Origin of the sequence: Leptospira fluminis (assembly GCF_004771275.1) — a bacterium.
GTDB classification, from domain to species: Bacteria; Spirochaetota; Leptospiria; order Leptospirales; family Leptospiraceae; genus Leptospira_B; species Leptospira_B fluminis.
This window is the reverse complement of the sequence record NZ_RQEV01000007.1, coordinates 67,991-94,896: the sequence shown is the minus strand read 5'-3', so window position 1 is coordinate 94,896 and position 26,906 is coordinate 67,991. Positions and strand designations below refer to the sequence as shown.

The 26,906-nt window shown below is 48.4% G+C and carries 25 protein-coding genes; 15 read left to right on the top strand and 10 right to left on the bottom strand.

Translation table 11 applies throughout. From position 1 onward, the window contains the following. Positions 1–4 precede the first annotated feature (4 nt). The 8 genes from EHO61_RS05725 to EHO61_RS05690 are packed head-to-tail and all read left to right on the top strand — an operon-like array spanning position 5 to position 8,758. Complete coding sequence (locus EHO61_RS05725) at positions 5–1,159, top strand: glycosyltransferase family 4 protein (RefSeq protein ID WP_167884814.1); 1,155 nt, start codon at positions 5–7, stop codon at positions 1,157–1,159. Then, positions 1,156–1,767: an LIC20162 family protein gene (locus EHO61_RS05720; protein WP_135812680.1), complete on the top strand. Its 612-nt coding sequence runs from the start codon at positions 1,156–1,158 to the stop codon at positions 1,765–1,767. Before EHO61_RS05725 ends, EHO61_RS05720 begins: the two co-directional genes overlap by 4 nt. A 1-nt stretch (position 1,768) precedes the next feature. After that, the gene (locus EHO61_RS05715) at positions 1,769–3,178 is read left to right on the top strand and encodes a hypothetical protein (protein WP_135812679.1); all 1,410 of its coding nucleotides are present in this window, start codon (positions 1,769–1,771) and stop codon (positions 3,176–3,178) included. A gap of 57 nt (positions 3,179–3,235) precedes the next feature. Next, complete coding sequence (locus EHO61_RS05710) at positions 3,236–4,735, top strand: MBOAT family O-acyltransferase (RefSeq protein WP_135812678.1); 1,500 nt, start codon at positions 3,236–3,238, stop codon at positions 4,733–4,735. A gap of 12 nt (positions 4,736–4,747) precedes the next feature. Next, positions 4,748–5,914, top strand: coding sequence for an SGNH/GDSL hydrolase family protein (locus EHO61_RS05705; RefSeq protein WP_135812677.1), 1,167 nt, complete (start codon positions 4,748–4,750; stop codon positions 5,912–5,914). After that, a complete protein-coding gene (locus EHO61_RS05700; RefSeq protein ID WP_135812676.1) occupies positions 5,911–7,311 on the top strand; it encodes an MBOAT family O-acyltransferase in 1,401 nt (466 codons plus the stop codon). Before EHO61_RS05705 ends, EHO61_RS05700 begins: the two co-directional genes overlap by 4 nt. An 8-nt stretch (positions 7,312–7,319) precedes the next feature. Next, positions 7,320–8,417, top strand: a complete 1,098-nt coding sequence (locus EHO61_RS05695) for a DUF1574 family protein (RefSeq protein ID WP_135812675.1) — start codon at positions 7,320–7,322, stop codon at positions 8,415–8,417. After that, a complete protein-coding gene (locus tag EHO61_RS05690; RefSeq protein ID WP_135812674.1) occupies positions 8,414–8,758 on the top strand; it encodes a nucleotide pyrophosphohydrolase in 345 nt (114 codons plus the stop codon). Before EHO61_RS05695 ends, EHO61_RS05690 begins: the two co-directional genes overlap by 4 nt. Here the strand turns inward: EHO61_RS05690 and EHO61_RS05685 are convergent. After that, positions 8,751–9,149 carry an ExbD/TolR family protein gene (locus EHO61_RS05685; protein ID WP_135812673.1) on the bottom strand — a complete coding sequence of 133 codons (399 nt, stop codon included), beginning with the start codon at positions 9,147–9,149 and terminating at the stop codon, positions 8,751–8,753. The two genes, EHO61_RS05690 and EHO61_RS05685, sit on opposite strands and share 8 nt — an antisense overlap. Further along, entirely contained in the window at positions 9,146–9,619 is a 474-nt protein-coding gene (locus EHO61_RS05680; RefSeq protein ID WP_135812672.1) for a MotA/TolQ/ExbB proton channel family protein, read from the bottom strand. The genes EHO61_RS05685 and EHO61_RS05680 overlap by 4 nt, the downstream gene beginning before the upstream one ends. Before the next feature lie 121 nt (positions 9,620–9,740). Between EHO61_RS05680 and EHO61_RS05675 the strand changes: the two genes are divergently transcribed. After that, positions 9,741–10,478 carry a ubiquinone/menaquinone biosynthesis methyltransferase gene (locus EHO61_RS05675; RefSeq protein ID WP_135812671.1) on the top strand — a complete coding sequence of 246 codons (738 nt, stop codon included), beginning with the start codon at positions 9,741–9,743 and terminating at the stop codon, positions 10,476–10,478. On the opposite strand, the gene EHO61_RS17415 is transcribed toward EHO61_RS05675, so the two are convergent. Continuing rightward, complete coding sequence (locus EHO61_RS17415; protein ID WP_342776050.1) at positions 10,465–11,190, bottom strand: hypothetical protein; 726 nt, start codon at positions 11,188–11,190, stop codon at positions 10,465–10,467. The two genes, EHO61_RS05675 and EHO61_RS17415, sit on opposite strands and share 14 nt — an antisense overlap. Positions 11,191–11,233: 43 nt before the next feature. On the opposite strand from EHO61_RS17415, the gene EHO61_RS17410 reads away from it, so the two are divergent. Then, positions 11,234–12,439, top strand: a complete 1,206-nt coding sequence (locus EHO61_RS17410) for an LruC domain-containing protein (RefSeq protein ID WP_342776049.1) — start codon at positions 11,234–11,236, stop codon at positions 12,437–12,439. A gap of 71 nt (positions 12,440–12,510) precedes the next feature. Beyond that, entirely contained in the window at positions 12,511–13,884 is a 1,374-nt protein-coding gene (locus tag EHO61_RS05665) for a PrsW family glutamic-type intramembrane protease (protein ID WP_135812669.1), read from the top strand. A gap of 11 nt (positions 13,885–13,895) precedes the next feature. Here EHO61_RS05665 and EHO61_RS05660 read toward each other — a convergent pair whose 3' ends face one another. The 7 genes from EHO61_RS05660 to EHO61_RS05630 form a co-directional block, all read right to left on the bottom strand. Then, positions 13,896–15,863 (bottom strand): hypothetical protein, encoded by a 1,968-nt coding sequence (locus tag EHO61_RS05660; RefSeq protein ID WP_135812873.1) that lies wholly within the window; start codon positions 15,861–15,863, stop codon positions 13,896–13,898. A gap of 145 nt (positions 15,864–16,008) precedes the next feature. Further along, complete coding sequence (locus tag EHO61_RS05655) at positions 16,009–16,461, bottom strand: TraR/DksA family transcriptional regulator (RefSeq protein WP_135812668.1); 453 nt, start codon at positions 16,459–16,461, stop codon at positions 16,009–16,011. A gap of 11 nt (positions 16,462–16,472) precedes the next feature. After that, complete coding sequence (gene rpmG, locus EHO61_RS05650; protein WP_135768596.1) at positions 16,473–16,625, bottom strand: 50S ribosomal protein L33; 153 nt, start codon at positions 16,623–16,625, stop codon at positions 16,473–16,475. A 125-nt stretch (positions 16,626–16,750) separates the two neighbouring features. Further along, complete coding sequence (locus EHO61_RS05645; RefSeq protein ID WP_135812667.1) at positions 16,751–17,716, bottom strand: bile acid:sodium symporter family protein; 966 nt, start codon at positions 17,714–17,716, stop codon at positions 16,751–16,753. Positions 17,717–17,722: 6 nt separating this feature from the next. Further along, positions 17,723–18,868, bottom strand: coding sequence for an aminotransferase class V-fold PLP-dependent enzyme (locus EHO61_RS05640; RefSeq protein ID WP_135812666.1), 1,146 nt, complete (start codon positions 18,866–18,868; stop codon positions 17,723–17,725). A 96-nt stretch (positions 18,869–18,964) separates the two neighbouring features. Next, positions 18,965–19,711: a ferritin-like domain-containing protein gene (locus EHO61_RS05635; RefSeq protein ID WP_135812665.1), complete on the bottom strand. Its 747-nt coding sequence runs from the start codon at positions 19,709–19,711 to the stop codon at positions 18,965–18,967. A 69-nt stretch (positions 19,712–19,780) separates the two neighbouring features. Continuing rightward, complete coding sequence (locus EHO61_RS05630; RefSeq protein WP_135812664.1) at positions 19,781–20,410, bottom strand: lysoplasmalogenase; 630 nt, start codon at positions 20,408–20,410, stop codon at positions 19,781–19,783. Between the two features lie 103 nt (positions 20,411–20,513). On the opposite strand from EHO61_RS05630, the gene EHO61_RS05625 reads away from it, so the two are divergent. The 4 genes from EHO61_RS05625 (at position 20,514) to meaB (ending at position 26,682) form a co-directional block, all read left to right on the top strand. Next, entirely contained in the window at positions 20,514–21,503 is a 990-nt protein-coding gene (locus tag EHO61_RS05625) for a TerC/Alx family metal homeostasis membrane protein (RefSeq protein ID WP_135812663.1), read from the top strand. 81 nt (positions 21,504–21,584) lie between these two features. After that, on the top strand, positions 21,585–23,465 hold the full coding sequence (locus tag EHO61_RS05620) for a methylmalonyl-CoA mutase family protein (RefSeq protein ID WP_135812662.1): 1,881 nt from the start codon (positions 21,585–21,587) through the stop codon (positions 23,463–23,465). Further along, a complete protein-coding gene (scpA, locus tag EHO61_RS05615) occupies positions 23,462–25,642 on the top strand; it encodes a methylmalonyl-CoA mutase (RefSeq protein WP_135812661.1) in 2,181 nt (726 codons plus the stop codon). Before EHO61_RS05620 ends, scpA begins: the two co-directional genes overlap by 4 nt. Further along, the gene (gene meaB, locus EHO61_RS05610; RefSeq protein WP_425460335.1) at positions 25,639–26,682 is read left to right on the top strand and encodes a methylmalonyl Co-A mutase-associated GTPase MeaB; all 1,044 of its coding nucleotides are present in this window, start codon (positions 25,639–25,641) and stop codon (positions 26,680–26,682) included. The genes scpA and meaB overlap by 4 nt, the downstream gene beginning before the upstream one ends. Positions 26,683–26,906: the final 224 nt, after the last annotated feature.

Here is a 26,906-nt window from a genome sequence, read left to right as displayed (position 1 = left end):
GAATATGCTGATCGCCAAGGAAACCTTGAAGTACAAACCCAGAATCGCCGTCGATGCGAGGCCTTTATCCTACGGGATGAACGGAAATTCTAGGTACTTGGCGGAAGTTCTGGAGCGGGTCTTGAATCCGAATTCACCTTTGGAATACTATCTATATTCGAATAAACCCGTTCATCCGACATTCCAGGAATTGGCGAAAAGAACTCCCGCATTTCTGCCGAGTAAACTTCCCGGTCTCTTTTGGCTGAACTTTACCATGCCTTCCATATTTCGCGCTCATAGAATCGACGTTTTTTGGGGAACGCTCCAACTACTGCCCTTCCTGGGTAGGAGCATTCCGATGGCGGTAAATTATCACGATTTGAATTTTAGATCCGCACCGGAAACGATGACGACCGCGAATTATTGGCAACATAGAATTTTCTCCCCGCTAACCTTAAAAAGAGCGGGAAAAATCTTCTGTTTATCCAAAAATACGGAGAGAGAAATTCGGGAATTCTCTCCGAGCACCGCGGAAAAACTGGAGGTCGTCTATCCCGGTGCACAAGGATTCGAATCTGTGACACCTCCCGCGAAAGTCCTTCCCACGAATTTTCTTTTTTCCGTAGGGACATTGGAGCCGCGAAAAAACATCGGCACTCTCGTGGAAGCGTATCGTACATTAAAAAAAAGTGATCCTAAATATCCGTTCGCATTGGTCCTCGCCGGACGTCTAGGATGGAAATCCGCCGGATTGACCGAGATTTTGCGGGACGGTAGCACGGAATCCGAAGGGATTTATTTCATCGAAAACCCGAGCGACGGCGAACTCGGATGGCTATATAGAAACTGTTCCTATTTTTTGTTCCCTTCCCTGCATGAAGGTTTCGGACTACCGCTCCTGGAAGCGATTCGCGAAGGCAAACCCTGTATCGCTTCGGATATCCCCGTATTCCACGAGGTCCTAGATTCGGAAACGGACGATTTTGTTCCGCCGAAAGACGTTTCCCTTTGGGTGCAGGCCTTACGAAAAGCGGGAACGCGAGGCACTCCGCCTCCTCGGAAAAAGTCCCAAGATTGGTCCTGGGATTCCACGGCAAAACAGGTGGAGGAAGGCCTTCTTTCCCTTTGGAAGAATAGAAAGCGTAAGACGGGAATCCGAGTCGAGGAAAAAGTATGAATCAAACGAAAGTCCCGGAGCAAAAAAACGGTTCCTGGAGAGATTGGATGCAATCTTCTTCTCCAGGCGGAAAGAAGCGGATTTCCGCACTGCTTTTGAAAAAGAACGTGATCCCCGCGATTTTAGGAATCTTCGTGTATGCATTTTTCTTGAATTTCCTTCTCGCTTTTCAAAAACCCTTGGCGGACCTACTCTTCAAGTTCGTGGACTTTCTTCAGATTCCGAAAGTACTAAAGCTTCCTTTACTCGTGAACCCTGTTCTATATAAATATTCCGCCATGATCATCGTAGGATACGTCGCTTTCGCTTTCTTTCTGGATCTGTACCGCTTTTTGGACAGGAACTTATTCAACGACCTTCAGTGGGAAGGTTCCCGATTGAAACTTACCAGACGAGGATGGTTGGGCGGAGAATCCATCCATTGGGAACCCAATCAATCCGGATTGCAGATCCTCCACAAGTCGGGAGTAATAAGAAAATTATTGGGCCTGGAAAAGATCGTATTCTTTCTCCAAGCGCAAGGAGCGGAACTCTCCGTGATCGCCGAATCCCCCTATTTTTCTTCTCGAAAAAACGGAGAATTCCTAGACCGGCTCTTCCACTCTTAAAATGGCTTCCTTGTCCAAGATCCTGATTTCCCCCGTTCTTGCCTTGAGGAACGGATTGCTGTACAAAATCCCTTGGAAAGGTACTCTATTTCTGGCCTTACTTGCCGGAGCTCTATTCCTTTTCGATCTCCGCTTTCTTTCCCGCCATTACGATTGGGATTCCATAGTATATACTCATAATATTCGATCGGATAAGGTTTCGAAGATTTTTTTCAATCCGCATCATATCGGATTCGAAAGCACCGGTTATATTTACGCGAAATTCTGGAAATGGGCCCACGGCCCCGATTCTTTGATGTTCGGACTCCGGATCCGAACCTTAGCCGTGGCGATAACCTTTATTTTTACGCTAATGTTCGCTTATTGGCGAATGTATTCCGATATGTTAGGATCCGTTCTTCTCGGACTCGGCGTGCATTTCACGCAAGGGTTCTGGTTTTACGCCCAACACAACGATACGCCTCTGATCCATTCCTGTCTTACGGCCTGCCTTTACTTGTATTGCGTTTGGAACGCGCAAAAAGGATGGTCCGCGGGAAAATTATTCTTCGCGTATCTTTTACAGGTTTGGAACGTTTACTTCCACCAATCCGATACCATCTTTCTGACCTTCGTCCCTGCTTCGCTGCTCTTTTCCAAAGAATGGGCAGGCGCGAAATTCCACCTTTCCTCCAAGATGAAATGGATTCTGATCTATCTGTTCGGCACCGTATTAACTCTGACCGCATCCTATCTATACCTCGGTTTCGTCGTCTTGGGACGGGATCTTGTTTCCCCAACGACGAGCGAACGGAATTTCGCGAACTGGCTTTTCCTATACGCGTCCCAGGAAAAATGGGGAGCTTCCGACGGGCCAAAAAACTATGTGATGAATTTCTATAGAGGAATCGGAGACGCTTTTTTGAATTTCGAAGGCGTGAGAAACGGTCTTAGGATTCGGGCCGCCGATCTTACGGACCCTAAAGCCTATCCTTATAATTTGAATCTGTATTTTTGGATCGGTATCTTATCCGTAGCGACGATCAATCTGATCCGACTTTGGAAGGAATTCAAGATCGAACTCGTCCTGCTTTTCCTATGGGTAGGTCCTTCCTTATTGTTTTACACTTGGTGGGAAGGCTATTTTTTCGAATTCTGGGTTTCGACCGTGATCGGCTTATTGATCTTTGCCTCGCTTGTTCTGCGCTCCTTCATACTGAGCCCAGTCTATTTCGGCACGAGAGCCTTGACCCACCTCCTCCTGTTGGCCTATCTGCTTCTGCTCTTTTGCGTCAACTTCACGTTCTCCACCTATCCTCGTTCGGTAAAACCGACCGTCAGTTTTATCGAGGGGATCGAAGACAAGTACAAAGACATCACTCCGGAGCCGGTGTACGGTAAGGAATGGGAAGGACCCGAAGTTCAAAAATAGGGTTGTGAGTTTCGCTCATCGCAAAAAACTGCTCAGGAGTCGAGGAAAACCGCACTCATGCTGTTCAATTCCGCCCATTTCATGATCTTTTTGCCGATCGTTCTGATCGTAACGAAGATTTTGAAGGGAACCAATCGGAGGGTCTTCCTCCTACTTTCCAGTCTGTATTTTTATAACGCTTGGCATCCGGCGACCATCAAATGCGCCGAACTTCGCACAAGCAGTTGGTACGAATTCTGGATCGATAAATCCTTCTGCGACTTCGGGATCAACTTATACATTCTCATCCTGATCGTCTCTATGGTGGTGGATTATTTCGCCGGCCTTCTGATGAGCAAGGAAGGAGTCACGGATAGGTTCCGTAAAATCTGCCTCGTGGCCTCCTTGATCACCAATCTCGGCATTTTAGGTTACTTTAAGTACACGAATTTTCTTTTGGAGGTCTTTGCGGATCTCCAACATCTCGGCCCGACGAAAATAGACCCCTTAAAGATCATCCTTCCCGTCGGAATTTCCTTTTATACTTTCCAGTCCATGAGTTACACCATCGATGTGTTCCGCAGACAACTGGAGGCTCGAAAGTCCTTCCTGGATTTCGCGCTGTACGTTTCGTTTTTTCCCCAGTTAGTGGCCGGCCCCATCGTCAGGGCTCATACTTTCTTTCGGGATTTGGACCATCCTCCGACGGTTACCCGTCAGGATGTGGAGATCGCTTTCTGCCAGATCCTCATGGGGTTCACACGGAAGATCGTCTTTGCGGATAACCTGGGAAAAGTGACGGACTTCACTTTCAGGAATTATTCGACTCTAAATCCCGTCGAGATTTGGACCGGAACGCTGGCATTCGGCTGGCAGATCTATTTCGACTTTGCCGGATACACGGATATCGCCATCGGAGTGGCGAGGTTGTTCGGATACAAATTCGATCCGAACTTCAATTTTCCCATGGTGGCGAGAAACATCGCGGACCACTGGACTCGTTGGCATATCTCCTTTTCCACCTGGATCCGGGATTATATCTACATTCCTCTCGGAGGTTCCAGAGCGGGGAAGTGGATAACATATAGGAATCTATTCATCACTTGGCTCTTTGCGGGAGTTTGGCACGGAGCGGCGTACCATTTCGTCGGATGGGGACTCTGGCAAGGAGTGATGCTCGCAGTCCATCGCGAATACGGAGCTACCAAACTATCCGTGTGGTTAAACGAAAAAGGAGGAAGGTTATACGATATATTCGCCAGAGTACTTACGATGTTCTTTCTTGCTTTCGGATTCATCATGTTCCGCGCGGAAACGATGGGCAAAGCTTGGGAAATGATGAAATCCCTCCTCTTCCTCGTGCCCGGCGGATTCCGATCGGTACAGTCTTACGTCAATTACGATTACGGACTGTTGTTGGCGGTTTGCTATGCCGCTTCGTATTATTTTTCCAAGAATACGATCGAATCCTTGGCGGAGAGCAAACGGAAGTTTGCCCTCTTCTTTTTAGCGAACGTGTTTCTGCTTCTAATCTTCGGAATCACCGAAAGCAAGAACTTCCTTTATTTCGATTTCTGAGGCGACGAACAAATGAATCCGATGATAAGCCTAGTTCGAGACAGAAAATTCTGGATTCCGGTACTTGTCCTGATATGTTTCGACCTCTGTCTGCAAGCGGGAGTCTATCGGCCTTATCTTAAAAAAGGCTCCTTTGCCGCGAACGTGGTCAGAAACACCGAATACGTTTTGGAAAAAAAAGCGGTATTCGATCCGAGCGTGATCCTTCTCGGAACCTCCGTAGCCCACCAAGGATTATCTCTCAGAATCCTGAACGGCGCTCTCGAACCGTACGGAGAAAGAGTGCAATCTTTTGCGATGGAAGGAACGGAGATCATTGTGCAGGACGCTCTAGTGCAGAAACTATTGCCCCAATTTCCGAACGTGCATACGGTCATCCACGTTCTGGAAGTGTCCACGCCCTGGCTGGACTTACCGAATCTGGAGCTGCATACGCTTTCCATGTTAAGCGAATTGGACAGGCCCCTCGCCCTCCAAAAAATCTACGACTTCGGATACAACGTTCATTACGACGACTTGGCCTTTCTGACTTTGAAAAGCGTGGCTTACAGGCGGGATATGCGCGATTTCTTTTTGGATCCGTCCAAACGCCTGAAAGACATAGGCAGGAGAAGAAAAGAACAGAAGATAGATCCTTGGCCTTACGAGAACCCGAACCTCGCTCGCATCAGCATGTATCCGGCGGCAAAAGATGTGAATAGCTGCTTGGCTGCAACGAATCCGATAAACGGGGAATCGATTCCTGCCGGCTCGGACCATTTTCATAAAAAGGCGATTTGGGATACCTGCGTTCTAGCGGAGCGTACCCCTACTAGCGTGGGTAAAAACGCGGCCGTAGACAAATTCTTCCGACGCCTGCGGATCCTCTACGACGACATTCGTAGGATCGGAAAGCAGAACGGAAAAGAAATCAGGATCATTCCCGTTCTCGCACCGTACAGCGATATCGTCAAAGCCTGGAGAACTCCCGAAAGAAACAAGATCTGGCAGGAAGAATTGGAAAAGATACTCCCCGGAGCCAGACTCCTGGATTACCAAGCCAGCCTCGACGGACCGGAAAACGGCGACTATTATTACGACCTGATCCATTTGAATAAACTAGGAATGATTCGGTTTTCGGAAGCGATCGTTCGAGATCTGCCGGCGGAGTTGGGTCACAAAGAGAAACTAGCGAAATGATTTTTACTTCCACGTTATTCTTCCTATTCTTCCTGGTCGTTTATTTGATTTATTGGAGCTGGAACGGGCGAAAATTCCGCGAATGGGTCCTCTTAATCGCATCTTTGGCGTTTTACGCGTCTTGGAATCCTCCGTTTTTACTTCATTTATTGGGGGTTGTTTTTCTAAATTATCTTTTTCTAAAACCGATACAGCGGACGAAAAGCAAGAAACTTCTCGCTACGATCATCGTCCTCGACCTGCTCAATCTCGCGCTATTTAAGTATTTTTATTTCGTGACGGATAATCTTTTCTACGTCACGAAATGGTCGGTGTTCGACACGTCTACGATGCCCTTCCGAATCATACTTCCGTTGGCCATCAGCTTTTACACGTTCCAGATCATGGCCTATGTGATAGACGCGTACAAAGGGAAAGTTGAGGAGAATGTTTCTTTCTTTCACTTTACGCTTTTTTTACTTTTTTTCCCCCAGTTGATCGCAGGACCGATCATGCGGGCGCGGGACTTCTTTCCGAGGCTGGAACACCTCCGCATTCATAAGACGGCGATCTATACGGGACTGTTTCTCGTCGGTTTGGGAGCGAGTAAAAAGCTGCTCATCGCCGATAACCTGGGAGTGTTGATCGATCCGGTATTTGCCAGACCCAAGGATTACGGTGGACTTTCCCTTTTTCTCGCTTTAAACGGATTCGCGTGGCAAGTCTATTCGGACTTTTCCGGTTACACCGACGTGGCTCGCGGTTGCGCGCTTTTGTTCGGGTTCAATATACCTCGGAATTTTCATGCACCTTTTTTTAGCAGGAACGTGCACGAGCTTTGGAGGAGATGGCATATCACTCTGGGAACCTGGCTGAAAGATTACATCTACATCCCTCTAGGCGGGAATCGAATGTCCGAGTTCCGGACGAACTTCAACCAAACTCTGACTTTCGCGTTAGGCGGTCTTTGGCACGGGGCAAATTGGACTTATATCGCTTGGGGAGTTTCCCACGGACTTTTTTTGACCGTGGAAAGATTTCTGGAAAAGAACGGCATTCGAATCCTTCCCGCCGAGGGAAAAATTTTCCATGGAATCCGTATCTTTTGGACATACATCCTATTCGTATTTGCAATCGCTTTTTTTCGCGCTTTCACTATCTCCGATTCTTTCTATTTTATAAAAAACGGATTCTTCGGTTTCAAACCGGAAAATAAGGAAACATTCTTATCCTTCGACCTTCTCTTACCGTTTCTTTTAGGCGGATTGTTATTCCACGCCTTGGAGGAACCGAAGAGATACCCGATGTGGTTCCACAGAAATCGCGGCAAATTGCTTCTCGCTTTCCTGTTGTTAGGAGCCTTGATCTTTGGAAACTATGCGGGAAAGGGACAAGAATTCATTTATTTCGCTTTTTAGGATAGAATATGAGAACCGCAGACGTCAATTTTCCGATTCTTAGCCGTAAAATCCTTTGGATTCCGTTAGGAATCGCCGTACTCGCCATTTTTTGGGACCGTTTGCTTTCCTCGGAATGGGTCCGCCCTTATACGGAATCGGGAGCGGAATATTACTTTTATGAAATGAAAGGCCGGATCCTGGACACGATGAAACGGGAAACCGATTCCAAATCTCCGAAAGAGAAGGTGCTCACGTTCTTCGGAACTTCCCATATGGGCGAAATTTCCCTTACGGAGATCCATCGGGAAAATCCGGATTTGATCGTTTACAACCTTTCCGCTCCGTCTGCGCCCTATTCTTTCCATAACTATACTCTGGAAAGACTCTTAGACCGAAAAATCCCTTTGGACTATGCGATCTTGGAGTACTATCCGGATTCCGCTACGGATTTTGCCAATCGATTCGCCCTCCGTTATTCCTATGATTCCTCGTATTTCCTGGAACACTGGAAAGTCTTTTCCACGAACGATTGGGATACGTTTTTAAAAAGCAGGGTCTTCCGAACGTCCATCTTTCCTCCCAGATTCAAAGAGGCCCTTTCCAGGATCAAACGTCCCGAAGAACTTGCATATCTCATGGCGATCCGGAGTAAATTGAAGGACGAATCGGACCGTTTCAAAGGGGGAATTCCGAATGCCTTACTGGCCAATACTCCCGAAGACAAACTGGATTCGGAATCCGAGCGGATTTACCGGGATACGTACCGAAATTTCAGACGATCGGACGTACAAGTCGCTTTTCTAAAGGAATTCATAAGAAGGGCTTCCGCAAAAGGAATCAAGGTGGTATTGTGGTCTCCTCTCCTTTATTCCAAATTGACTGAGAAAGTAAGACAGTCTCCCTTTTACGCGGACTGGACGAAACTTCGGCAGGAACTGGTCGCGGAATTTCCGGAAACCTTGGTGCTGGATCTGGAAGAATTTCGAAATCGGGTCGGATGCCAGAAATTCATCGACCCTCACCACTTGAGCGGAGGATGTTTCGAGGAACCTACCAAAATACTGATTTCGTTTTTGGAGGAAAAGGCGGGTCTAAACAAATCTATGGGATCTAAAACGCGGTGACTTTCGACGAAGCACAACAATCGGTCGACGAATGGATCCGAACGATCGGAGTTCGCTATTTTTCCGAACTTACCAACCTGGCATTGCTGATGGAGGAAGTCGGAGAATTTTCCCGATTGGTGGCACGGAAGTATGGAGACCAATCCTTCAAAAAAGGAGAAGACCCGGAAGGAATTCCGAAAGAACTCGGAGACATCCTTTTCGTGTTGGTCTGCCTTGCTAATCAGATGGGAATTTCCCTCGAGGAAGCCTTCCGCAAAACCTTGGAAAAAAATACGAACCGAGATAAGGAAAGACACAAGAATAATCCCAAGTTGGGCGGATCCGAATCCCCTACTTAGTTTTTCGGACGGCGAGTTCTAGGGAACCGACACCTGCCTTTCTCAACAAATCCAGGATTCTAACCGCAACTCCGTAATCGGCGCTTTCGTCGGCAAAGAAACGGACCTCTTTGCCCCGTAAACCGCCGGCAGCAAGCTTACCTTCCAAGTCCGACCGATCCAATTCAGAACCGCTCCAAAGAAAAGAACCGCCGGGTAAAAGAACGATTTCGATCCTTTCCCCTTTCGGATCATCCCCGTTTCCTACGGAAGGCAAATTCAACGGAATGGACCGGATCTCCTTCCGAAAACTCACCGACAACATTACGAAAATCAAAAGAATAAAAACCACGTCGATAAAACTGGTGAGGTCGAAAGACTCCTCATCCTCGCGGAGAACCGATCTTTTCATCTGTTTCCTGTCGGAGGGATTTTGGGCCATGAAAGCGCTTCCCTTTCTAGACCCAGAATCCTGTTTTTCAGGAACTGAAACGCCCATAAGGAAGGAATCGCGACCGACAGTCCGAAAATCGTAGTCACTAAAGCCAAACGGATCCCGCCCGCAAATGCGTCCAAGCTGACGGTGCCGGCCGCTTGTAGGGAAGAAAATGCTTCCGAAATTCCCAAGACGGTTCCGAGTAGGCCCAGCATCGTAGCGATTCCGGCTAGGTGACGGACCCACACCAATCTCGTTTCCAGGAGAAACAATTTTGCCGAGACTTTCTCTTCCCAAATCCCGGAATCGATCTCGGAGCTAAACTCCGATAACAGCTCTTTTTTGAATTTAGGCACGCTCGTAATCACATGAAAAAAAGTGCCTAAATTCCAAACGGAGAGCATCCCGATCAAAGTCGATACCCAATCCCAACCATTTGCGAACATACGACTCGAAGTTTCTCTCCTTTCTCTTTTACAGGATTTGGAAAGTGACGGAACCTGTCGATCGAACAAGCGATCCGAATCCCTCTTGCCAAAGAGACTTTTCGAAAAAAATCTGAAGAAAATGACAGGATTCCGAATGCCGTCGGCGGAGAACAAGGCCGCTTTCGTAAAAAAAAACTTCGATCGAATCGCATCCAAGTACGATCGTTTCAACGATTGGAATAGCTTTTATCTGCATAGACTCTGGAAGAATCGATTGGTTAGAGAAATCGAATCCAAAACGACAGATAACATTTCTGTCCTGGACTTATGTTGCGGAACCGGCGACATCTCCGTCAGGCTGGAGCAATCCGGAAAAGTCCGGCAACTTCTCTGTATCGATTTTTCGGAGAAAATGCTGGATGTTGCGAGACATAGGCTGGAAGTCCCCGTCCGAAGCGGTCGTGTTACGATCCGTGTCGGAGACGCGACAAAATTAACTTCGATTCCTTCCGGAAGTTTGGATGCGGTGAGCGTAGGATTCGGTCTCCGCAACGTGGACGATTTGGATTCGGCCCTTTCGGAAATCCATCGGGTCCTGAAACCGGGCGGAGTATTCGCGAATTTGGATGTGGGCAAAGTCAAAAACCCCTTCGTCCGAAAAATCGCAGACTTTTACTTCTTTCGCATCGTTCCGGTATTGGGTTATCTCCTTTGGGGAGGCAAAAACGAAATGTTCGATTATTTGCCTGTCTCTTCCCTCTCCTATCCGGACCAGGAATCCCTTAAGGAACAACTCCAAGCGCAGGGTTTTACGGAAGTAGAATATACCAATTTTGTATTCGGAAACGCGACATTACATATCGCTAAAAAAAACTAATCCTTTTGTAGTACCTGCCGGAAACCCTACGTCTTTTAGTTAGAAGCATCAAACACAGGGTTCCTTTTATGAATGTTATAAGAATCGTTTTACCGGTTTTGCTAATTGCAATCTTCGGAAATTGTTCCGGGGGCAAGAAAAATGGCCTACTATTGCCTTTCCTAGCTCTTCTCAATAATCCCGGAACTTCCACCGCCTCGGGATCGACAGGTAGCACTGCGGGAAACACCGGCAGTTCCGGAGTTGTATTCGTTTCCGGAGATGGTTCCGGAAATCCCTCCACTTCTACGAGCGTTTCCTCATCGTCCGGATCGGGGAGTACTTCGGGAAATTCGAACTCTGCAGGCAATTCTTCCGGAACCGCGAGTTCATCCGGAAATTCCGGTTCCTCTGGGAATTCGAATACTTCTGGAAACTCCGGCTCCTCCGGAGATTCTAATTCTTCAGGAAATTCTAGCTCTTCCGGGAATTCGCATACCTCTGGAAACTCCGATTCTTCCGGAAGTTCCAGCTCCTCGGGTAATTCCAACTCGGATGGAAATTCGAATGTTTCCGGAAACTCGAACGGTTCCAACCAATCCGGAAACACCGCGGGTAACAGTTCTTCTTCCGGCTCATCCTCCTCAGGAAACTCAAACTCCGGAGGCAACCAAGACGGTAACGGCGGATCCGGAACCCCCACTTCGGCAGTGGTCGTAGTGGATGACCCCAAGGGAAATCCCCCGTTCAATTTCAATACCACTCAATCGATCCCGATGAATATAACGATCTTGGATAAGGGATCCAAACCTGTGGCAGGGGCTTCCGTTCTAATCTACGACGATCAAAACAACTTGCTGTTCCAAGGGGTGGCAGACTCTTCCGGCAAACTAACGGGAACCTTAACCGCGCCCACGTCCGTGGGAAGCATCACGATAGACGTCACGATCGGAGGACAATCCATCTCCCAGTACGTACAATTGGATAAAGTGCTCGGAATCACAAGAACGATCCGCTATCAAACCGATTTACCGGATAAGAAGGTTGCCGATTCGGACGGAGACGGAGTCGCCGATGACACCGACATCTACCCGAACGACAAGGATCGTTGTACCGAATTGTCCTATCCCAGCGAAGGAGTATATACTCTAGCTTTCGAGGATCTCTATCCTTCTGCAGGAGACGCAGACCTGAACGATTACGTAGTTCAATTGAAGAACCAGGAAGATCTGAACGCAGCCGGCAAGATCGTCCGCCTTCGGGGAAGATACCAACACGTAGCCAGAGGAGCCGGATACCGGCACAAACTGATGTTAAAACTTCCGGTTCGGGTAGGCGCGACCGTATCGTACCGTAGGGAAGACGGCAATGGAAAAGAAAAGGTGGCAAAAAATTCCACGAAAGTAACCGCCGACCAGTTGAACGCCGGAATAGAACTCCTTCCCGATTCCAGCTCGACTTTGGACGGACAGAACGCGAACCCCGGAGAAGTATTTAAACCGGGACACGTCGCAACCGTGGAAATCGTATTCGATACTCCTGTGTCGAGAGCGTCCTTAGGATCCTTTCCTTATGATACGTTCGCTCATGTGATCAGCACCAATAAGGATATCCACTTTCCCGGCCTGTACAAAAACGGGGACGGATCCGATTCCTATCTGGATTCCTCCGGGTTCCCCTGGGCCATCCTGGTTCCGGGAAGTTGGAAATACCCTTATGAAAAACAGGACATTCGAAATCCGTCCCAAACCGGATATTCCGAATTCTCCCAATGGGTAGCTTCCAGAGGTGGAGATCATAAACTCTGGTACCAGCACATCAGCAACGAAGCAAAGGTGTTTCCGGTTTCCGATTCTTCCGACTTTCTAGGTTATCTACTCCTGTCGGTTCGGAAATTCGCGGTCTTATACGCGGCCGGACTGTTAGGCATCGGAGGAATCGCCCTGTACTTTCTTAGGAAGAAACAGGTAAGAATCGCTTAAGAATTTCCTTCGATTTACGAAACGGGTAGGCATCGTCCGATACTAATGGGGGCGATGCCTTTTTTTGTACCATGAACGTTTCGATAGACCTACTCAAACCTTTAACGGCTGTGGCGGCGGCCTGGTTCTATTGGTACTTCTATAAGCGCACCTATTATTCCGGCCAAGGAAAGCTCGTTTCCACCATCGCTTTTTTTTCCGGAATGGTGGCGACCGGAATCGCGTTGGTTTGGGAAGCGTTCGTATTCGATTTCTTTCAAGGTCTGAACCCTTTTTTACAGGCATTCCTCTTCGGCGCCCTTCCGGAAGAAAGTGCAAAAGCCATCCTGGCGATATGGTATCTCCGGAAAACGAAGAACAGTTCCAACCTAGCCGACGGATTGTATTTCGGACTTACCTTAGGCGCGTCCTTCGGTTGTATAGAAAACGTCTTTTATTCCTTTAAGCTGGAATTTTGGCCCGGATTGCTTAGAGCTGGGACCTCCTTACCTTTGCATGCGTTTACCGGAGGAATCCTGGGGTTCTTTCTTTTACGGAATTTTCAGATTAGGAAAGCTTCCTTGTCCGGCTTAGAAGCGGTTTCCGCGTTCTTAGGAGCCGTTCTGCTTCATACGTTCTACAACAGACTCTTAGCCGGGGGCGAAACCGGAATCTTATGGATCCCTCTCCTTTTAGGAGTGACCTTGCTAGCGCTGGAATTTCTGATCGCGCAAGCCGAGGTTTCCTTACCTTTTGAGCTAATGCAAGCGGGGGGATTATTCCTAGACGACTACTCCATGATCCAGAAATTTACGCGGTACGATTCCTGGTTGAGAAAGACGCAGAATTTCGAACGGGTGGAGACGGTTCGCTTATTCAGGAGCCTATTCTCTCCGGGCAGGACCTTGATCGCCATTCTGCTTTTCGGCATCCCTCTCTTCTGCTTAAACTTCTATCTCTTTGCGCCTCACCTGATTCCTTTCTATCTGGTGAACATAGACTTTCTGCAATTCATCGCGCTCTTCATGGAATATCCGGCCTGGTTGGGAGTTTTATTCCTTTTCCGCGGGTTCATCAACCCGGCGTTCTTTCAGGAGAGAATCCTGAAAGTTCCTCTCTTCCTCTCCGTAACTTTGGGCCCTCCCGATAAGGAGGAACCTACTCTGGCATACTCCCTTTCCAGAAGAGGATTCTATTCCCCTCTCACACAAGAGCCTATTTTAGAGAAAGATACCGAAGTTTCCTTTTATATTGCGGGAAAAAACTTTCAGGCGATCCGAGCCGTCCCGGTCTGGAAGAATTTCCGCCAAGACGATCCGAACCACGAAGGAGGAGCGCTATTTCGATTTCCTGAAATCCCATGGTCTTTAGTCGCTTGGAGATGGCTGGTTCGGATCCGGCAACAGGTCCGCAATTTGCTCGACGCGATACTCTCGCTTCGAGCTTCCGTCAAACGGAATTCCTGAACGTGAAGGAATCAGCGGATCCTGTTGAGACCGTCGAAATCTTCGGTAGAAATCAGGAATTCGGAAGGCCCCGCTTCGAACCAGGACATCCGCAAGATCTTTCCCGTCAAAAACTTGGCTCCGGAAGGAACCGTAAGAGAAACCGCATTGGAAACATTAGGCAAGGGAGTGCTTCTGGACTGCAGCTCGATTCCTTTTTCGTCCGAAAAAACCCATTTTAAATATACCGGTTTCCCCGGTTTCGGATCGATAGGAAGCAGGACTCTCAGATTCACCGCATTCTTATCTCCTATAACCCAAGAAGTTCCGGAGCGGAAGGAGTGGACTCGGATTCCGTTCTTAGAAACGTTCTTTTCCTTTGCGGAAAGCTGGAAAGTTTTCCTTTCTTCGTAGCGGAATTCGGGCCCCTGTGCAAGCCCGGAGAGACGGACCAACGTTTTCATCGTGATTCCGATTCCGAAAATGAGACAAACCAAATTGAAGATCGGGATGATCCACCATTTCGGGAGCATTCTAGTGGAAGCTCCCGAAGAGCCCAGGATATAAAAGAGAAGAAATGCCAGACTCCCGGCAGCCCCGACCCAAGGGAGAAAAAAGAAAATCGGAAACACTAGTAGAAGCAGAGTCCAATACGTCCCTCTAGAAAAAGACTCGAAGCCGATCCAAACGAAGAACAATAAAAAGAATGTCACGCCGCCTTCGTTTAACAAAAACGCCAAGGAACTGAGGGAAAAATCCTGCTGCCCGAACGCGGGTATGGACCCCTTCGGTCCCAATTCGATCCACCTGAGAGCGAAACTACCGAAACCGTGTCCGAAAAAAGGAGCCTCCTTCCACCAGTTCCAAGCGGATAAGGTTTGGATCCAACCGTCCTTCCAGGACAGTTCCAGAAATTTCGAGATCCCCTTACCTTTACTCCAGGCCTGTGCCCAATGATCGTGAAAGAGATGGCAAGCGGTAGGAGACCATTCTTGACCTCCCAGAAAATACATTCCGACAAAGAGCCCTACGGAAACGAGAAGTACGATAGGTAAAAATGCGAATTTCCAAATCCGATTTCTGATCCCGCCTTGGTAGGATAGTCCGGTACAGACGGTCGATTGTAGCAAGGTCAGGATCCAGAATCCGGGCCCCTGGAATCTTCCCGCGATCGCCATGGGCAGTAAAATCGCGGAGGTCAAAACGATCCGAGTGACGATCCGCCAATTTCTACTATGAACGAAATATAGAAAATAGCCCGCTAAAATCGGCATCGCGATCCCGAACGCTGCCGCATCGGAAAAGAATCCGGAAACACCGAATGTAAGCGCGTTCCCCGAACTAAACGGGAAATCCGTTTCCGGAAAAATCGCCTGCAGCATTCCTAGGATCAGACTTCCCGTAAAGCCCGCAAGGATTCCGGTCCTCCAATGTTTTACCGGAGGATCCGTATCATGGGAACTGGTCTCTTCCGCCAAAAAATAAAGAAGTGCGGAAAGCCATGCCCCCAACCCATCCAAGGTAAGAGCGAAGGCATATTTAGAGGAGATCCCGGGGGCGAATTCCGTATCCTGCAAAATGCCTTCCGTAAAAGGAGTAATGCCGAAATACGTCAGCAATCGTTCCAAGACTAGAAATAACAGAGCCACCAAAAGACCCGCCTTCGGATTCTTAGTGAACTCCAAGGAATTCTTATACGGTCGATTGATATAGAAATACCTGAGCAACGGATCCTCCTCGTTAGAAGGATGACCGTAAAAAGTGGAAACGTACTGGCGCAGAAAAACTCCCAATGTCGCCCCTGCAAACAAGGCGGAGAGATAAAGAGTTCCGTTTGCGGACGCCAAAAGAAGTCCTGGAGAAAAAAGCGCGAATGCGGCCGTAAAGATTCGGCCCGATTTCCTATGGTGAAGATTCGGTAAAAGTCCGGCGATAAATTGGAGCCAGGCAACCCCGAAGTTTGCGTCCGTATTCCGGACCAGAAGAGTCCATCGAAGCAGGAAATAAGAAAGGAAAACACTTAGGATCAGTGTTAAAAACGTAGGGGTTCGAAGCGGCCTCAAACGGGCGAATATGCTTGGCACGAAATGGAAATGCTCCCGGAAAATCAGGAGATTTCAATCTAAAAATAAGAAAAGGAAATTCTCAGTCGTCCAGAGAATCCAAGTCCGTGGGAATTTTATACGTTCCCGTAAGGGTGGTGGAAAGTGGGCTTTTTTTGCCCGAAGCGCGGTGCTTAGAAACCGCTTCGGCATATTCCACAGTATAGCGCGTCCATGGGATGGCTTTCAAACGGGCCAGAGGAATCTTTTTACCCGTACCTTCGCAGATTCCGTAGGTGCCGTCTTCGATTTTTTCCAATGCGGCATCGATTTCCCGAATCGTATCGATCTCGGATTCCGTGAGCACGGAGCTAAGCATCTCTTCGTTGATTTCGGAGGCAATATCGGCGATGTCCCCCATTTCTTTTAAGCCGGAAGGTTTACTATTGTCTTCCCACTTGGCATACTTTTCCAATAGAGAATTTTTTCTCTCTATCAGTAATTCCTGTAATTCGGCCAGGATCTTCTTATCGTATGCCTGTTTCTTTGCGACCATCGCCTACTCGATTAAACTTTGGATTCCTTATGTTCGACGTGCGCTCTGCAGAATTTACAGAATTTTTTTGTAACCAATTTCTCGGATTTCGCCTTTTTATTCTTGGTCTGGAAATAAGCGTTCTTCTTACATACCTGGCAAGAAAGTTTAATGATCTCTCTCATGGCGGATTTCTCTGTTCAAAAATTAACCTATTTCTCCGGGCGGAACGGTTTTTCTACCCTAAGGGCTAAAAATCCGAGACGTTCGGTAGGTTGCATATGCTATAAAAAAAAAAAGACCCGAAAAATCAAGGAAGATCGCTAGGAAGTTCTGAAATTTCACTCTCGCGAACCCTAGGAATTTTCCTCCAGATGGCGGCCAAAACGCTTCCGATCACGGAATGAATAAAACTAGAGAGCGCGGCCGGAATCGCAACCATAGGATCGGAGAAATTGTTTTTTGCCAAAACCACCCCGAGACCGCTATTTTGCATTCCGACCTCGATAGATACCGTTCGGGAAACGATCTCGGACCCGGTTCCCCATTTTGCCAGCCAGTAACCGAAAAAATATCCGGAGGCATGCAGTAAAAAAACCGCCGATAAAAGGGTAAATCCGGATTTGACGACCGCATCCCTTCCCGTTCCCAAGATGGACGCAACGATCAGGGTGATCAGAAGGACGGCCAGGAGGGGCGAAACCACCTTGATTTTGGCGGCGAATCTCGGCGTAAATCGATTCAGTAAGATTCCCAAAGCTACGGGGAGAATAACCACTTCGAACGTATTCAAAAAGAGTCCCAAGGAATTTGCCTCGATTCGATTTCCCGCCAATAGCAAAGTTAAGGTAGGAGTAAAAATCACGGAAAGAAGCGTGGAAAGAGCGGTCATCGAAACCGAGAGTGCAACATCTCCTTTGGCCAAAAAGGAGATTACATTGGACGCGACTCCTCCCGGGCAGCAGGAAACCACGATCAGGCCGGTCGCCAAGGAGGAAGGAAGGTCCAACAGGTTCGCGATAGCCCACCCGGATACCGGCATGATGGTATATTGGCCGACGACACCCAGGATCACCGGCTTCGGTGTCTCGAACACCCTCTTGAAATCTTCCGGCACCAAAGTGATCCCCATTCCGAGCATGGTAAGCCCGAGACTGTACGTAATCCAAGGGCCTGTGAACCAGGCAAACCAAGTCGGCCGGATCCAACTCAAAGATACTCCGAGGATGACCCAAAGGGGAAAAAGTAAGGTTGCCCGTTCTAGAAATTTTGCCAAAAGATACTACCCTTCCAAGAGATCCATCACTCGATCCAATTGTTCTTTGGAAATATAAATATGAGGGGAAAACCGTACCCTTCCCAAACGAAGCGCGCACATGATCCCTTTCTTTTTCAATTCGTTCACCGTATCTTCCGAAGAAATTCCCGGTTTTTCCGCCACGACAATTCCCGTCTTGAAATCCGGAAAATGATCCGAGGCAAGTTCCCAGCCGGCTTCCCGGAGTCCGTCCGACAAATAATCCGCAAGTTCATAGATCCTCTCCATGGAATTGTGGAAGCCTATCCCACTCAGCATTTCCAACGTGGATTGAAAATAAACCCAATCGATAAAATTGACCGTCGAAATCTCGTACCGGTCTGTTCCTTTTAATTCCTCGCGGTACGGAAGATATGCCTCGTCGTTGATCACCGATCCTGTACCTTTGAACGGAAAACGAAGAGTTGCCAGTTTTTCCTTAGCTACGTAAAGCACACCCAAGCCCAAAGGTCCCAATAACCACTTCCAAGCGGGAAAAGCCATATAGGAGATCTTCATTTCCTTCGGACGGATGGGCAGCAATCCCACTCCCTGAGCCCCGTCCAAAACGAACTCAATTCCCTTGGAAGCCAAAAATGTGCCGATTTCCTCCAGAGGAAAGGGCATACCGGTACACCAATGGACTGCGGAAAGGCTCACCAATCTCGTCTTCGCAGTGACGGAGTTCTTTAAATTCTCCAGAAATCCTTCGGGAGTTTCCGACATGGGAACGAAAGATATTTCCACTCCTTTACCCTTCCAATGTTCCCACGGATAGATATTAGAAGGATATTCGTTTTCCAAAAGTAGGATCTGATCTCCTTCTTGCAAAGAAAGGCCTAAGGAAAGAAAATTCATTCCTTCATTGGTATGATGGATCAAGCTCAATTCTTCGGGAGAACATCCCAATAACTCCGCAAGAATGGAACGAATCGCGCGCTTTACCGTAGCATAACGTCTCACATCGGTCTGACCTCCGTGAGCCGCATAGCCGCGAAGGTATTCCTCCACCCATCGGATCGTTTCCGTATTGCAAGGCGTAGTGCCGCAATTATTCAGCCAGATCATTTCCCGATTTACTGGATAGAGAGCTTGGATTTGTAACCAATCCGGAGAGCCGTTCGTTTTCATCTTGGGTCCAGATTGAAGGAAGCAGGCGGGAGGAAAAACCCTTTTTTAAAGCGGAGTCGGGAAAGGTTCCCGGCTCCGCTTCCTAGTTCTGTCGTTCTAACGTTTTTTCTTTGCGGCCGCTTTCTTCTTGGGGGAAGCTTTTTTTGCGACCGTTTTTTTCTTTGCCGTAGTGGCCGCTTTCTTTTTGGCCGCAGGTTTTTTAAGCGCGGCTTTTTTGGCGACTTTCTTTGCGGCCGCTTTTTTCTGTCCGACGGACTTGGCGGATTTCGTTCCTTTTACCGGCTGGTCGACAGCCTTTGCCACTTCCTCCGCCTGCTCGTCCCAAAAGAAGGCTCCCCGTCCGGAATGAGTCTGATCGAGTGCGTTCAACTCCGCTTCGAGAAGGGATTGGTAGTTCTGGCTATATTCCATCAACTTAGTAAACAAAAGTTTGATATTCGGATCCGAGAATTTGGTGGTCAACTTCTCGTAAAAAGCCACCGAGTTTTCCGCTTCTCGGATTGCCAGTTCCAGCGCCTCGTGCGCGTCTCTGGAACCCGAACCGGTAATGGTCCGCTCCACCTTGTTCATTAATTTCTGAATCGTAGTCTGATGGAATTTATGGATGGCGGTGAGTTGCTTCAAGTTCGGCAATTCGGCTCCTTCCGCATCTTCATAGATTTCCGTGATGAATTTGATGTGGTCGTCCACTTCTTCCGCGAGTTTCTCGAACAACTCCCTAGTACGACCCGGCGGGAGTTTTTCATACGTATCCATATAAAACTCGAAGTAGTCCTTTTCGTGCTGGATCGCGGCCGCAACGGCTTCGAGGAAAGTAGTTTCTTTAAGGGGTTTGATACTCATCTGTTTACTCCGGTTGCTAATTCTAGAAAAAATTTCGGAAGCATTCAATACTAATTTTTCGATTTCGGATCAGCTTTCTTCTTCCGTGGAAACGTAAATTAAGAACTGGGCCAAATAGTAGGTGCCCATGATCCAAGCACCGTGAGAAGGAAGACGAATCTCCGCAAAACGTCCTAAGGCGATGAGGGAATCCGAAAGAATGAAAAATACCGCTCCTGCAATTCCCAACCAAAGATCGAACTTTTCGCAGGCTCGGGAAGCGGCCCGCCAACCCATAGCGACGATGGCTAGTATATAAATCGCTACGGGAATTCGTAATGTTTCCGGAACGGACGGGAAAAGCCAGTAACAAAACCCTCCGCCAAAGGCTAAAAAAGGAAGGAGACGGATCAATTGAACCGGGTTTCCGACGGAAAATCCCCAGGCATAGGAAAGTTGAGCGAGCAAAAAACTTCCCAGACCGAAAACAAAATACTCCGGAGGAAAAGCTAAAATCGCATCGCCGATCGCGGAAAATACCAATCCGAAACCGATCCACATTCCGCTCCGACCTTGCCAACGAGCATCCGCGCTAAAATCCCAAATCAATACGAGAATCGGAAGAACTTTGGATCCGAGATGCAAAAGAAAAAGATCCGGCCATTGGCTTGCGACGAATAGGTGAAAGAGGCAAAGAATCGGATAGACGATATAGATCATTTTACCACCGTACGGAAAAAAGAAAGACGGGATTTGGGATTGTCTTCCCAATCTCAGGCTGGAACCTGTCTTTCATCCACACTTTTCAGGTTCGGACTCTGCGATGCTCTCTTTTAGCCCAAAAGATTCTACACTTTTTCTGATTTTCGGCGCGATCGTCGGTCTTTTAATTTATCTGGATTTATTCGTATTCAACAAGCGCGCACACAAACCTTCCCTTCGGGAGTCCGCAATCTGGACTCTGTTCTGGGTTTCTCTGGCTCTGACCTTCTCCCTTCTGATTTATATTTTCCACTTGGACTCCGCAAATCCGGGACTAGCACAGCAAAAGACTTTGGAATTTTTGGCCGGTTATCTTTTGGAATATTCTCTCTCCGTAGACAACCTTTTCGTTTTCATCATGATCTTCGCAAAATTCCGGATCCAACAACAATACCAACCCATGATTCTAAAATGGGGAATCATGGGTGCGCTCCTATTCCGTGGGGCGATGATTTTTTCCGGCGCGGAACTGGTTTCGAGATTCGAATGGATCCTGTATTTCTTCGGGATCCTACTCCTATACTCCGCCTGGAAAATGTACTCCCACGACGAAGAAGAGGATTTCGATCCGGAAGAAATGAAATTGCTGAAAGTCGCCAAAAAATTTCTGCCGATGACTTCTTCTTCCCACCCCGAAAAATTCCTGGTGACCGAGCACGGAAAGAAACTTTTCACTTCCACTTTTTTGGTTCTTCTAGTGGTGGAGTTCAGCGATATATTGTTCGCAGTGGATTCGATTCCTGCGATTTTTTCCATCACCCAGGATAGTTTCGTTATCTATACTTCCAACGTATTCGCGATACTGGGTCTACGATCCTTGTTCTTTCTCTTAGGAGGAGTCATGGAATTATTCGTGCATCTGAAAAAAGGGGTCTCTTTACTTCTGGCGTTCGTAGGAATCAAACTCCTGCTTCCTCTCTTTTCCAAGTGGATGTTAGGGTGGGAAATACACGTCTCCATAGAAGTTTCCCTTTTCGTAATCGTGGGCACCTTGACTCTTGCCGTTCTGCTTTCCCTTCCGCATTATCTATCCACGAAAAAAGGGACCTAAAACGGCTTTTTAGACTTTACATGAAGGATTTCACTAATTCCCTAGAAGGAGAATCTTTTCTGCAGAGAAGAGAATATGAAAATGTCCGAAAAACTCTTTAGCGAATTTCCGCCGGTTTCAACGGAAGATTGGAAGAATCAGATCCTTAAGGATCTGAAAGGAGCCGATTTCGAAAAAAAGCTCGTATGGGAAACGGGAGAAGGCTTCAAAGTCCAGCCGTTCTATAGAAAAGAAGATCTAGCGGATCTGGAATGGTCCGTGCAAAACCTTCCCGGAACGTTTCCTTACACCCGCTCCACTCGCAAACTGACTAACGACTGGAATATCCGTCAGGACATAGATTCTCCTGACCTACCCACTGCAAAAAAATTGGCGATGGAAAGCGTATCCAACGGAGTCGATTCCATCGGATTTGTCATCGAAAACTCCACGTCCGGAAGAAGAGGAATTCCTCTGAAAAGAAAGGAAGATCTGGAATTCCTATTGGCAGAACTTCCTCTTCATGAGAGTACCTTGCATTTCGTCGCGGAAGAAAATTCTCCTCTGATTCACGAATGGTTGCCCAAGATCAAACCTTTGATCGGAGGACTCGGTTACGATCCGCTTCGGATCCTCGCCCGTCACGGCCGTTCGGGCGGACACGGAATCCAAGCGCTGAAACCGATTTTGGAGGAATACGCCGCGACCTGGCCGAATTTCAGAGGCCTCACGGTTCATTCCTCCACGTTCCGGGATAGCGGTTCGGAAATCGTAGAAGAGCTGGCCTTTACCCTCGCTCTCGGATCCGAATATCTTTTTCTACTCTCGGAAGCCGGCCTGAAACCGGAGACGGTAAATTCCCAGATGATTCTGCAGTTCGTTGTAGGATCGGATTATTTCTTGGAGATCGCCAAATTCCGGGCCGCGAGAACCCTTTGGTCGCGGATTTTCCGGACCTATTCCTCCGATTCAGGAGAGGCATCGCTCCCTTTCATCACTGCGGAAACCGCAAAGTACAATTACGGAGTTTATGACGTTTACAATAACATGCTCCGCGCTACCACAGAAGCGATGGCCGCTGCCATCGGAGGTGCGGAAGTCGTCAGTGTTCTCCCCTTCGATCACCTTCTCCAGCCGGCGGATTCCTTTTCCTTACGGATTGCGAGAAACGTCCAGCTTTTGATGAGACACGAATCCCATCTCGGAAAGGTCGTAGATCCTGCCTCAGGTTCCTATTATCTGGAAAAATTAACCGACTCGATCGCGAACGAATCCTGGAAAATCTTCTGCGAAATCGAAGCGGAAGGCGGATTTCTCGCATCTTTGCAATCCGGAAAAATCCAGGAGAGAATCGCAAATTCCCGGAAAAGAAAGGAAGAAAATTACGCTACGAGAAAGGAAATCTCTCTCGGAACGACCCAATACCCGAACGCTCAAGACAAGATTTCGAGCGGGAAAGGAAACAAATTCTTTTTTCCCGGATCCTTGGAATCCAAACCGGGAGAATGGACCTGCGCTGCGATTCCGGAATATTTCGTCGGAGACGCGATCGAAAAGATACGATTCCGTACGGAGGAATGGGAAAAGAAAAACGGAAGAAGTCCCAAAATTCTGCTCCTCCCGGTAGGAGACCTGAAAATGAAAAAGGCTCGCGCCATCTTTTCCCTAAACTTTTTAGGATGCGGAGGATTCAACGTAATCGATCCGGGAAGTTATGAAACTGCGGAAGATGCCAAGGAAGGAATTCGAAAGGAAAAGCCGGACGCCCTAGTATTTTGTTCCTCCGACGATGAAGTCCTAAAATGGGTCCAGGAAATCCTTTCCGGTTCGGACGGAAAAAAAGGGCCCATCTCTCTCGTCGCCGGACTTCCGAAAGATTCCAAATCCGCCTTGGAAGCGCTGGGTGTGCAGGGCTTTCTGCATATCAAATCCAATCTACTCGATACTTTGACCGATCTCCAAAAAAGGCTAGGAATACAATGAAGCGACCCGTATTCGACCCCTCTCTCAAACATTCCTACCGAAAGGAAAACCCAAACGATTGGTCCAAAGAGGCTCTAGACGAACTCGGTCTTTCCGATCTAAAATCCGCCTTTTGGCAAACCCCGGAAAAAATTCCGGTCAAACCGGTCTATTTGCCGGAAGATGTAAAATCCCTGGATCACCTGGAATACGCCGCAGGAATTCCTCCTTTTTTAAGAGGACCGTACTCTACGATGTACACCCAACAGCCTTGGACAATCCGCCAGTACGCGGGCTTTTCCACCGCGGAGGAATCCAACGCGTTCTATAGGAGAAACCTCGCGGCGGGACAGAAGGGCCTTTCCGTCGCGTTCGACTTGGCGACGCATAGGGGTTACGATTCGGATCATGAAAGAGTCGTAGGCGACGTAGGTAAAGCCGGAGTCGCAATCGATTCCGTCCTTGACATGAAGGTTCTATTCGACCAAATCCCTTTGGACCAGATGTCCGTTTCCATGACGATGAACGGCGCGGTGATTCCCACTTTGGCCTTTTATATCGTGGCCGCGGAGGAACAAGGAGTCAAACCGGAGCTCCTTTCCGGAACGATCCAAAACGACATCCTCAAAGAATTCATGGTTCGGAATACGTACATCTATCCTCCCGCTCCTTCAATGAGGATCATCGCGGATATTTTCCAGTACACCACGAAGCACATGCCCAAATTCAATTCCATCTCCATTTCGGGCTACCACATGCAGGAAGCCGGAGCAACCGCCGATTTGGAATTGGCCTACACTCTCGCCGACGGATTGGAATATCTCAGAACCGGAATCAAGGCTGGGATGGACGTGGACAGTTTTGCTCCTCGCCTTTCGTTTTTCTGGGCGATCGGAATGAACCATTTTATGGAGATCGCAAAAATGCGGGCGGGTCGTCTGCTTTGGGCCAAGATCGTAAAAGGTTTTCAACCGAAAAACAGCAAATCTTTAGCTCTCCGTACCCATTGCCAGACTTCGGGTTGGAGCCTAACCGAGCAGGATCCGTTCAACAACGTGGCGAGGACCTGTATAGAAGCCTTGGCTGCCGCCCTGGGTCATACCCAATCGCTGCACACCAACGCGTTGGACGAAGCCATCGCATTGCCTACGGATTTTTCCGCGAGGATCGCAAGAAATACCCAGATCTATCTCCAGGAAGAGACGAATATCCATAGGGTCGTCGATCCTTGGGGAGGCTCTTTTTACGTGGAAGCTCTTACGAACGATCTGGCGTACCGCGCTTGGGAACTCATCCAAGAAGTGGAAAAGTTAGGCGGAATCGCCAAGGCTATCGAGACGGGAATCCCGAAGATGAGAATAGAGGAAGCCGCGGCGAGAAAACAGGCACGGATCGATTCCGGACGGGATGTGATCGTAGGAATCAACCGTTATCGCCCGAGCCAGGAAAAACCTTTAGAAATATTAGATATAGATAATACTGCCGTCCGGGAATCCCAGATCAGAAAACTGAACGAACTCAGGAAAAACAGGGATTCTGCCGCAGTTCAATCCGCCTTAGACGCGATCACGAAATGTGCGGAAGGAGAACCCGGCAATCTTTTGGAATTAGCCGTGGATGCCGCCCGCAAACGGGCGACCTTGGGAGAGATTTCGTTCGCGATGGAAAAAGTCTTCGGTCGTTACAAGGCCGTAACTCATTCCATCACGGGAGTGTATTCGGAGGAGATTATGGACGATCCCGACTTCAAAAAGGCCAAGGAACTCTCCGAACGATTCGCCAAATTGGAAGGTAGAAGGCCCAGAATCATGGTCGCAAAAATGGGCCAAGACGGGCATGATAGAGGGGCGAAAGTCATTTCCACAAGTTTTGCCGATATGGGCTTCGACGTCGATATAGGTCCCCTCTTCCAAACTCCCGCTGAAGCCGCTAAACAAGCCGTGGAAAATGATGTGCATGTCCTCGGAGTTTCCAGCCTCGCCGCCGGACACAAAACCCTCGTTCCGCAAGTGATCCAGGAATTAAAACGCCTAGGACGGGAGGATATTCTAGTCATCGCCGGCGGAGTGATTCCGCAACAGGATTACGATTTCCTGTACAAAGCGGGAGTGAACGGGATCTTCGGACCGGGAACGAAAATTTCGAAAGCCGGAGTGGACATCCTGGAACTTCTCATCAAGGCGACCGAGAGCGTCTGAATTCCGTGTCGGAACCGGCCAAAAACGAAGGACGCTTTCTGAGAGGAAGCGGACCGCGGAAAGTCCTGCCGAATGCGGAAACCTTCGTTCAAGGAATTCTAAACGGAGACCGGGTTTTACTTAGCCGTGCAATCACGTTGGTAGAAAGTACTCTGCCCGCCCACCAAGATCTCGCGGAACAAGTGATCGAACAATGCCTTCCTCATTCCGGAAAAAGTATCCGCATCGGAATCACCGGGATCCCGGGTGTAGGAAAGAGCACGTTCATAGAATCTTTCGGAAACCTACTCATCCAAAACGGAAGGCGATTGGCCGTCCTGACCGTGGATCCGACTTCCCAAATCTCTAAAGGCTCCATTCTCGGGGATAAAACCAGAATGGAAACCCTTTCCCGAAAAGAAGAAGCGTTCATACGTCCGAGCCCGTCGGGAGAATCCCTAGGCGGAGTGGCGCGCAAAACGAGAGAAGCCGTTTTTCTTTGCGAAGCCGCCGGTTATGATACGATTTTAATCGAAACCGTGGGAGTGGGCCAATCCGAGACTGCGGTGCATTCCATGACGGATCTCTTCCTACTACTACTCATTGCCGGAGCGGGAGACGAACTGCAAGGAATCAAACGAGGAATCATGGAAATGGCCGATCTGATAGCCATCACGAAAGCGGACGGAGAAAACGCATCCCGCGCGGAACGAGCCAAGGCGGAAACTCTTTCGGCGATCCATTTTCTCCCTCCGCACGAATCGGGAGTCCCTACGAACGTACTGGCCTGCTCCGCACTAACAGGAAAGGGAATTCCCGAGCTCTGGAAGGAAATTCTGAAATACGTGGAAACCGTTACTTCCAACGGTTATTTCCGGAAGAATAGAAAAGAACAGGCCAAGTATTGGCTGCACGAATCCGTGCAATCCTTGCTCGTGGAGGACTTCCGCGAAAAGACGGGAACGAGATATTCCGAGGCGGAACAAAGGGTTACGGAAGGCGGAATCAGTTCGCTGAAAGCTGCAAGAAATCTGCTCGATCTTTACCGAAAAGGAAAATAAATAAAATTATAATTTTGTAATATATCTTCCGCCTTTCGGAATTCGAAATTGCGGGATACGTCGTCCGTCGGATAGTTTGCCCGAAAAATAATTTAATGTTTAACCGTTTCACACGAATAAAAAACGGCCTCCCGTACCCTTCCGGGAAATTTTTTCTTGGAAAATATTTCTTCCCGGGCCGTTTAGACGAATGAGAAAAATTGGAACCTAACCAGGTTCCGGCT

Coding starts and splice junctions, on each gene's coding strand:
- EHO61_RS05665 (WP_135812669.1), top strand. CDS start 12,511: ATGAACGTTTCGATAGACCTACTCAAACCTTTAACGGCTGTGGCGGCG.
- EHO61_RS05700 (WP_135812676.1), top strand. CDS start 5,911: ATGATTTTTACTTCCACGTTATTCTTCCTATTCTTCCTGGTCGTTTAT.
- scpA (WP_135812661.1), top strand. CDS start 23,462: ATGAAGCGACCCGTATTCGACCCCTCTCTCAAACATTCCTACCGAAAG.
- EHO61_RS05625 (WP_135812663.1), top strand. CDS start 20,514: ATGCTCTCTTTTAGCCCAAAAGATTCTACACTTTTTCTGATTTTCGGC.
- EHO61_RS05715 (WP_135812679.1), top strand. CDS start 1,769: ATGGCTTCCTTGTCCAAGATCCTGATTTCCCCCGTTCTTGCCTTGAGG.
- rpmG (WP_135768596.1), bottom strand. CDS start 16,625: ATGAGAGAGATCATTAAACTTTCTTGCCAGGTATGTAAGAAGAACGCT.
- EHO61_RS05630 (WP_135812664.1), bottom strand. CDS start 20,410: ATGATCTATATCGTCTATCCGATTCTTTGCCTCTTTCACCTATTCGTC.
- EHO61_RS05720 (WP_135812680.1), top strand. CDS start 1,156: ATGAATCAAACGAAAGTCCCGGAGCAAAAAAACGGTTCCTGGAGAGAT.
- EHO61_RS05705 (WP_135812677.1), top strand. CDS start 4,748: ATGAATCCGATGATAAGCCTAGTTCGAGACAGAAAATTCTGGATTCCG.
- EHO61_RS05635 (WP_135812665.1), bottom strand. CDS start 19,711: ATGAGTATCAAACCCCTTAAAGAAACTACTTTCCTCGAAGCCGTTGCG.
- EHO61_RS05655 (WP_135812668.1), bottom strand. CDS start 16,461: ATGGTCGCAAAGAAACAGGCATACGATAAGAAGATCCTGGCCGAATTA.
- EHO61_RS05685 (WP_135812673.1), bottom strand. CDS start 9,149: ATGAAAAGATCGGTTCTCCGCGAGGATGAGGAGTCTTTCGACCTCACC.
- EHO61_RS17410 (WP_342776049.1), top strand. CDS start 11,234: ATGAATATAACGATCTTGGATAAGGGATCCAAACCTGTGGCAGGGGCT.
- EHO61_RS05680 (WP_135812672.1), bottom strand. CDS start 9,619: ATGTTCGCAAATGGTTGGGATTGGGTATCGACTTTGATCGGGATGCTC.
- EHO61_RS05675 (WP_135812671.1), top strand. CDS start 9,741: ATGACAGGATTCCGAATGCCGTCGGCGGAGAACAAGGCCGCTTTCGTA.
- EHO61_RS05695 (WP_135812675.1), top strand. CDS start 7,320: ATGAGAACCGCAGACGTCAATTTTCCGATTCTTAGCCGTAAAATCCTT.
- EHO61_RS05640 (WP_135812666.1), bottom strand. CDS start 18,868: ATGAAAACGAACGGCTCTCCGGATTGGTTACAAATCCAAGCTCTCTAT.
- EHO61_RS05710 (WP_135812678.1), top strand. CDS start 3,236: ATGCTGTTCAATTCCGCCCATTTCATGATCTTTTTGCCGATCGTTCTG.
- EHO61_RS05725 (WP_167884814.1), top strand. CDS start 5: ATGCTGATCGCCAAGGAAACCTTGAAGTACAAACCCAGAATCGCCGTC.
- EHO61_RS05620 (WP_135812662.1), top strand. CDS start 21,585: ATGTCCGAAAAACTCTTTAGCGAATTTCCGCCGGTTTCAACGGAAGAT.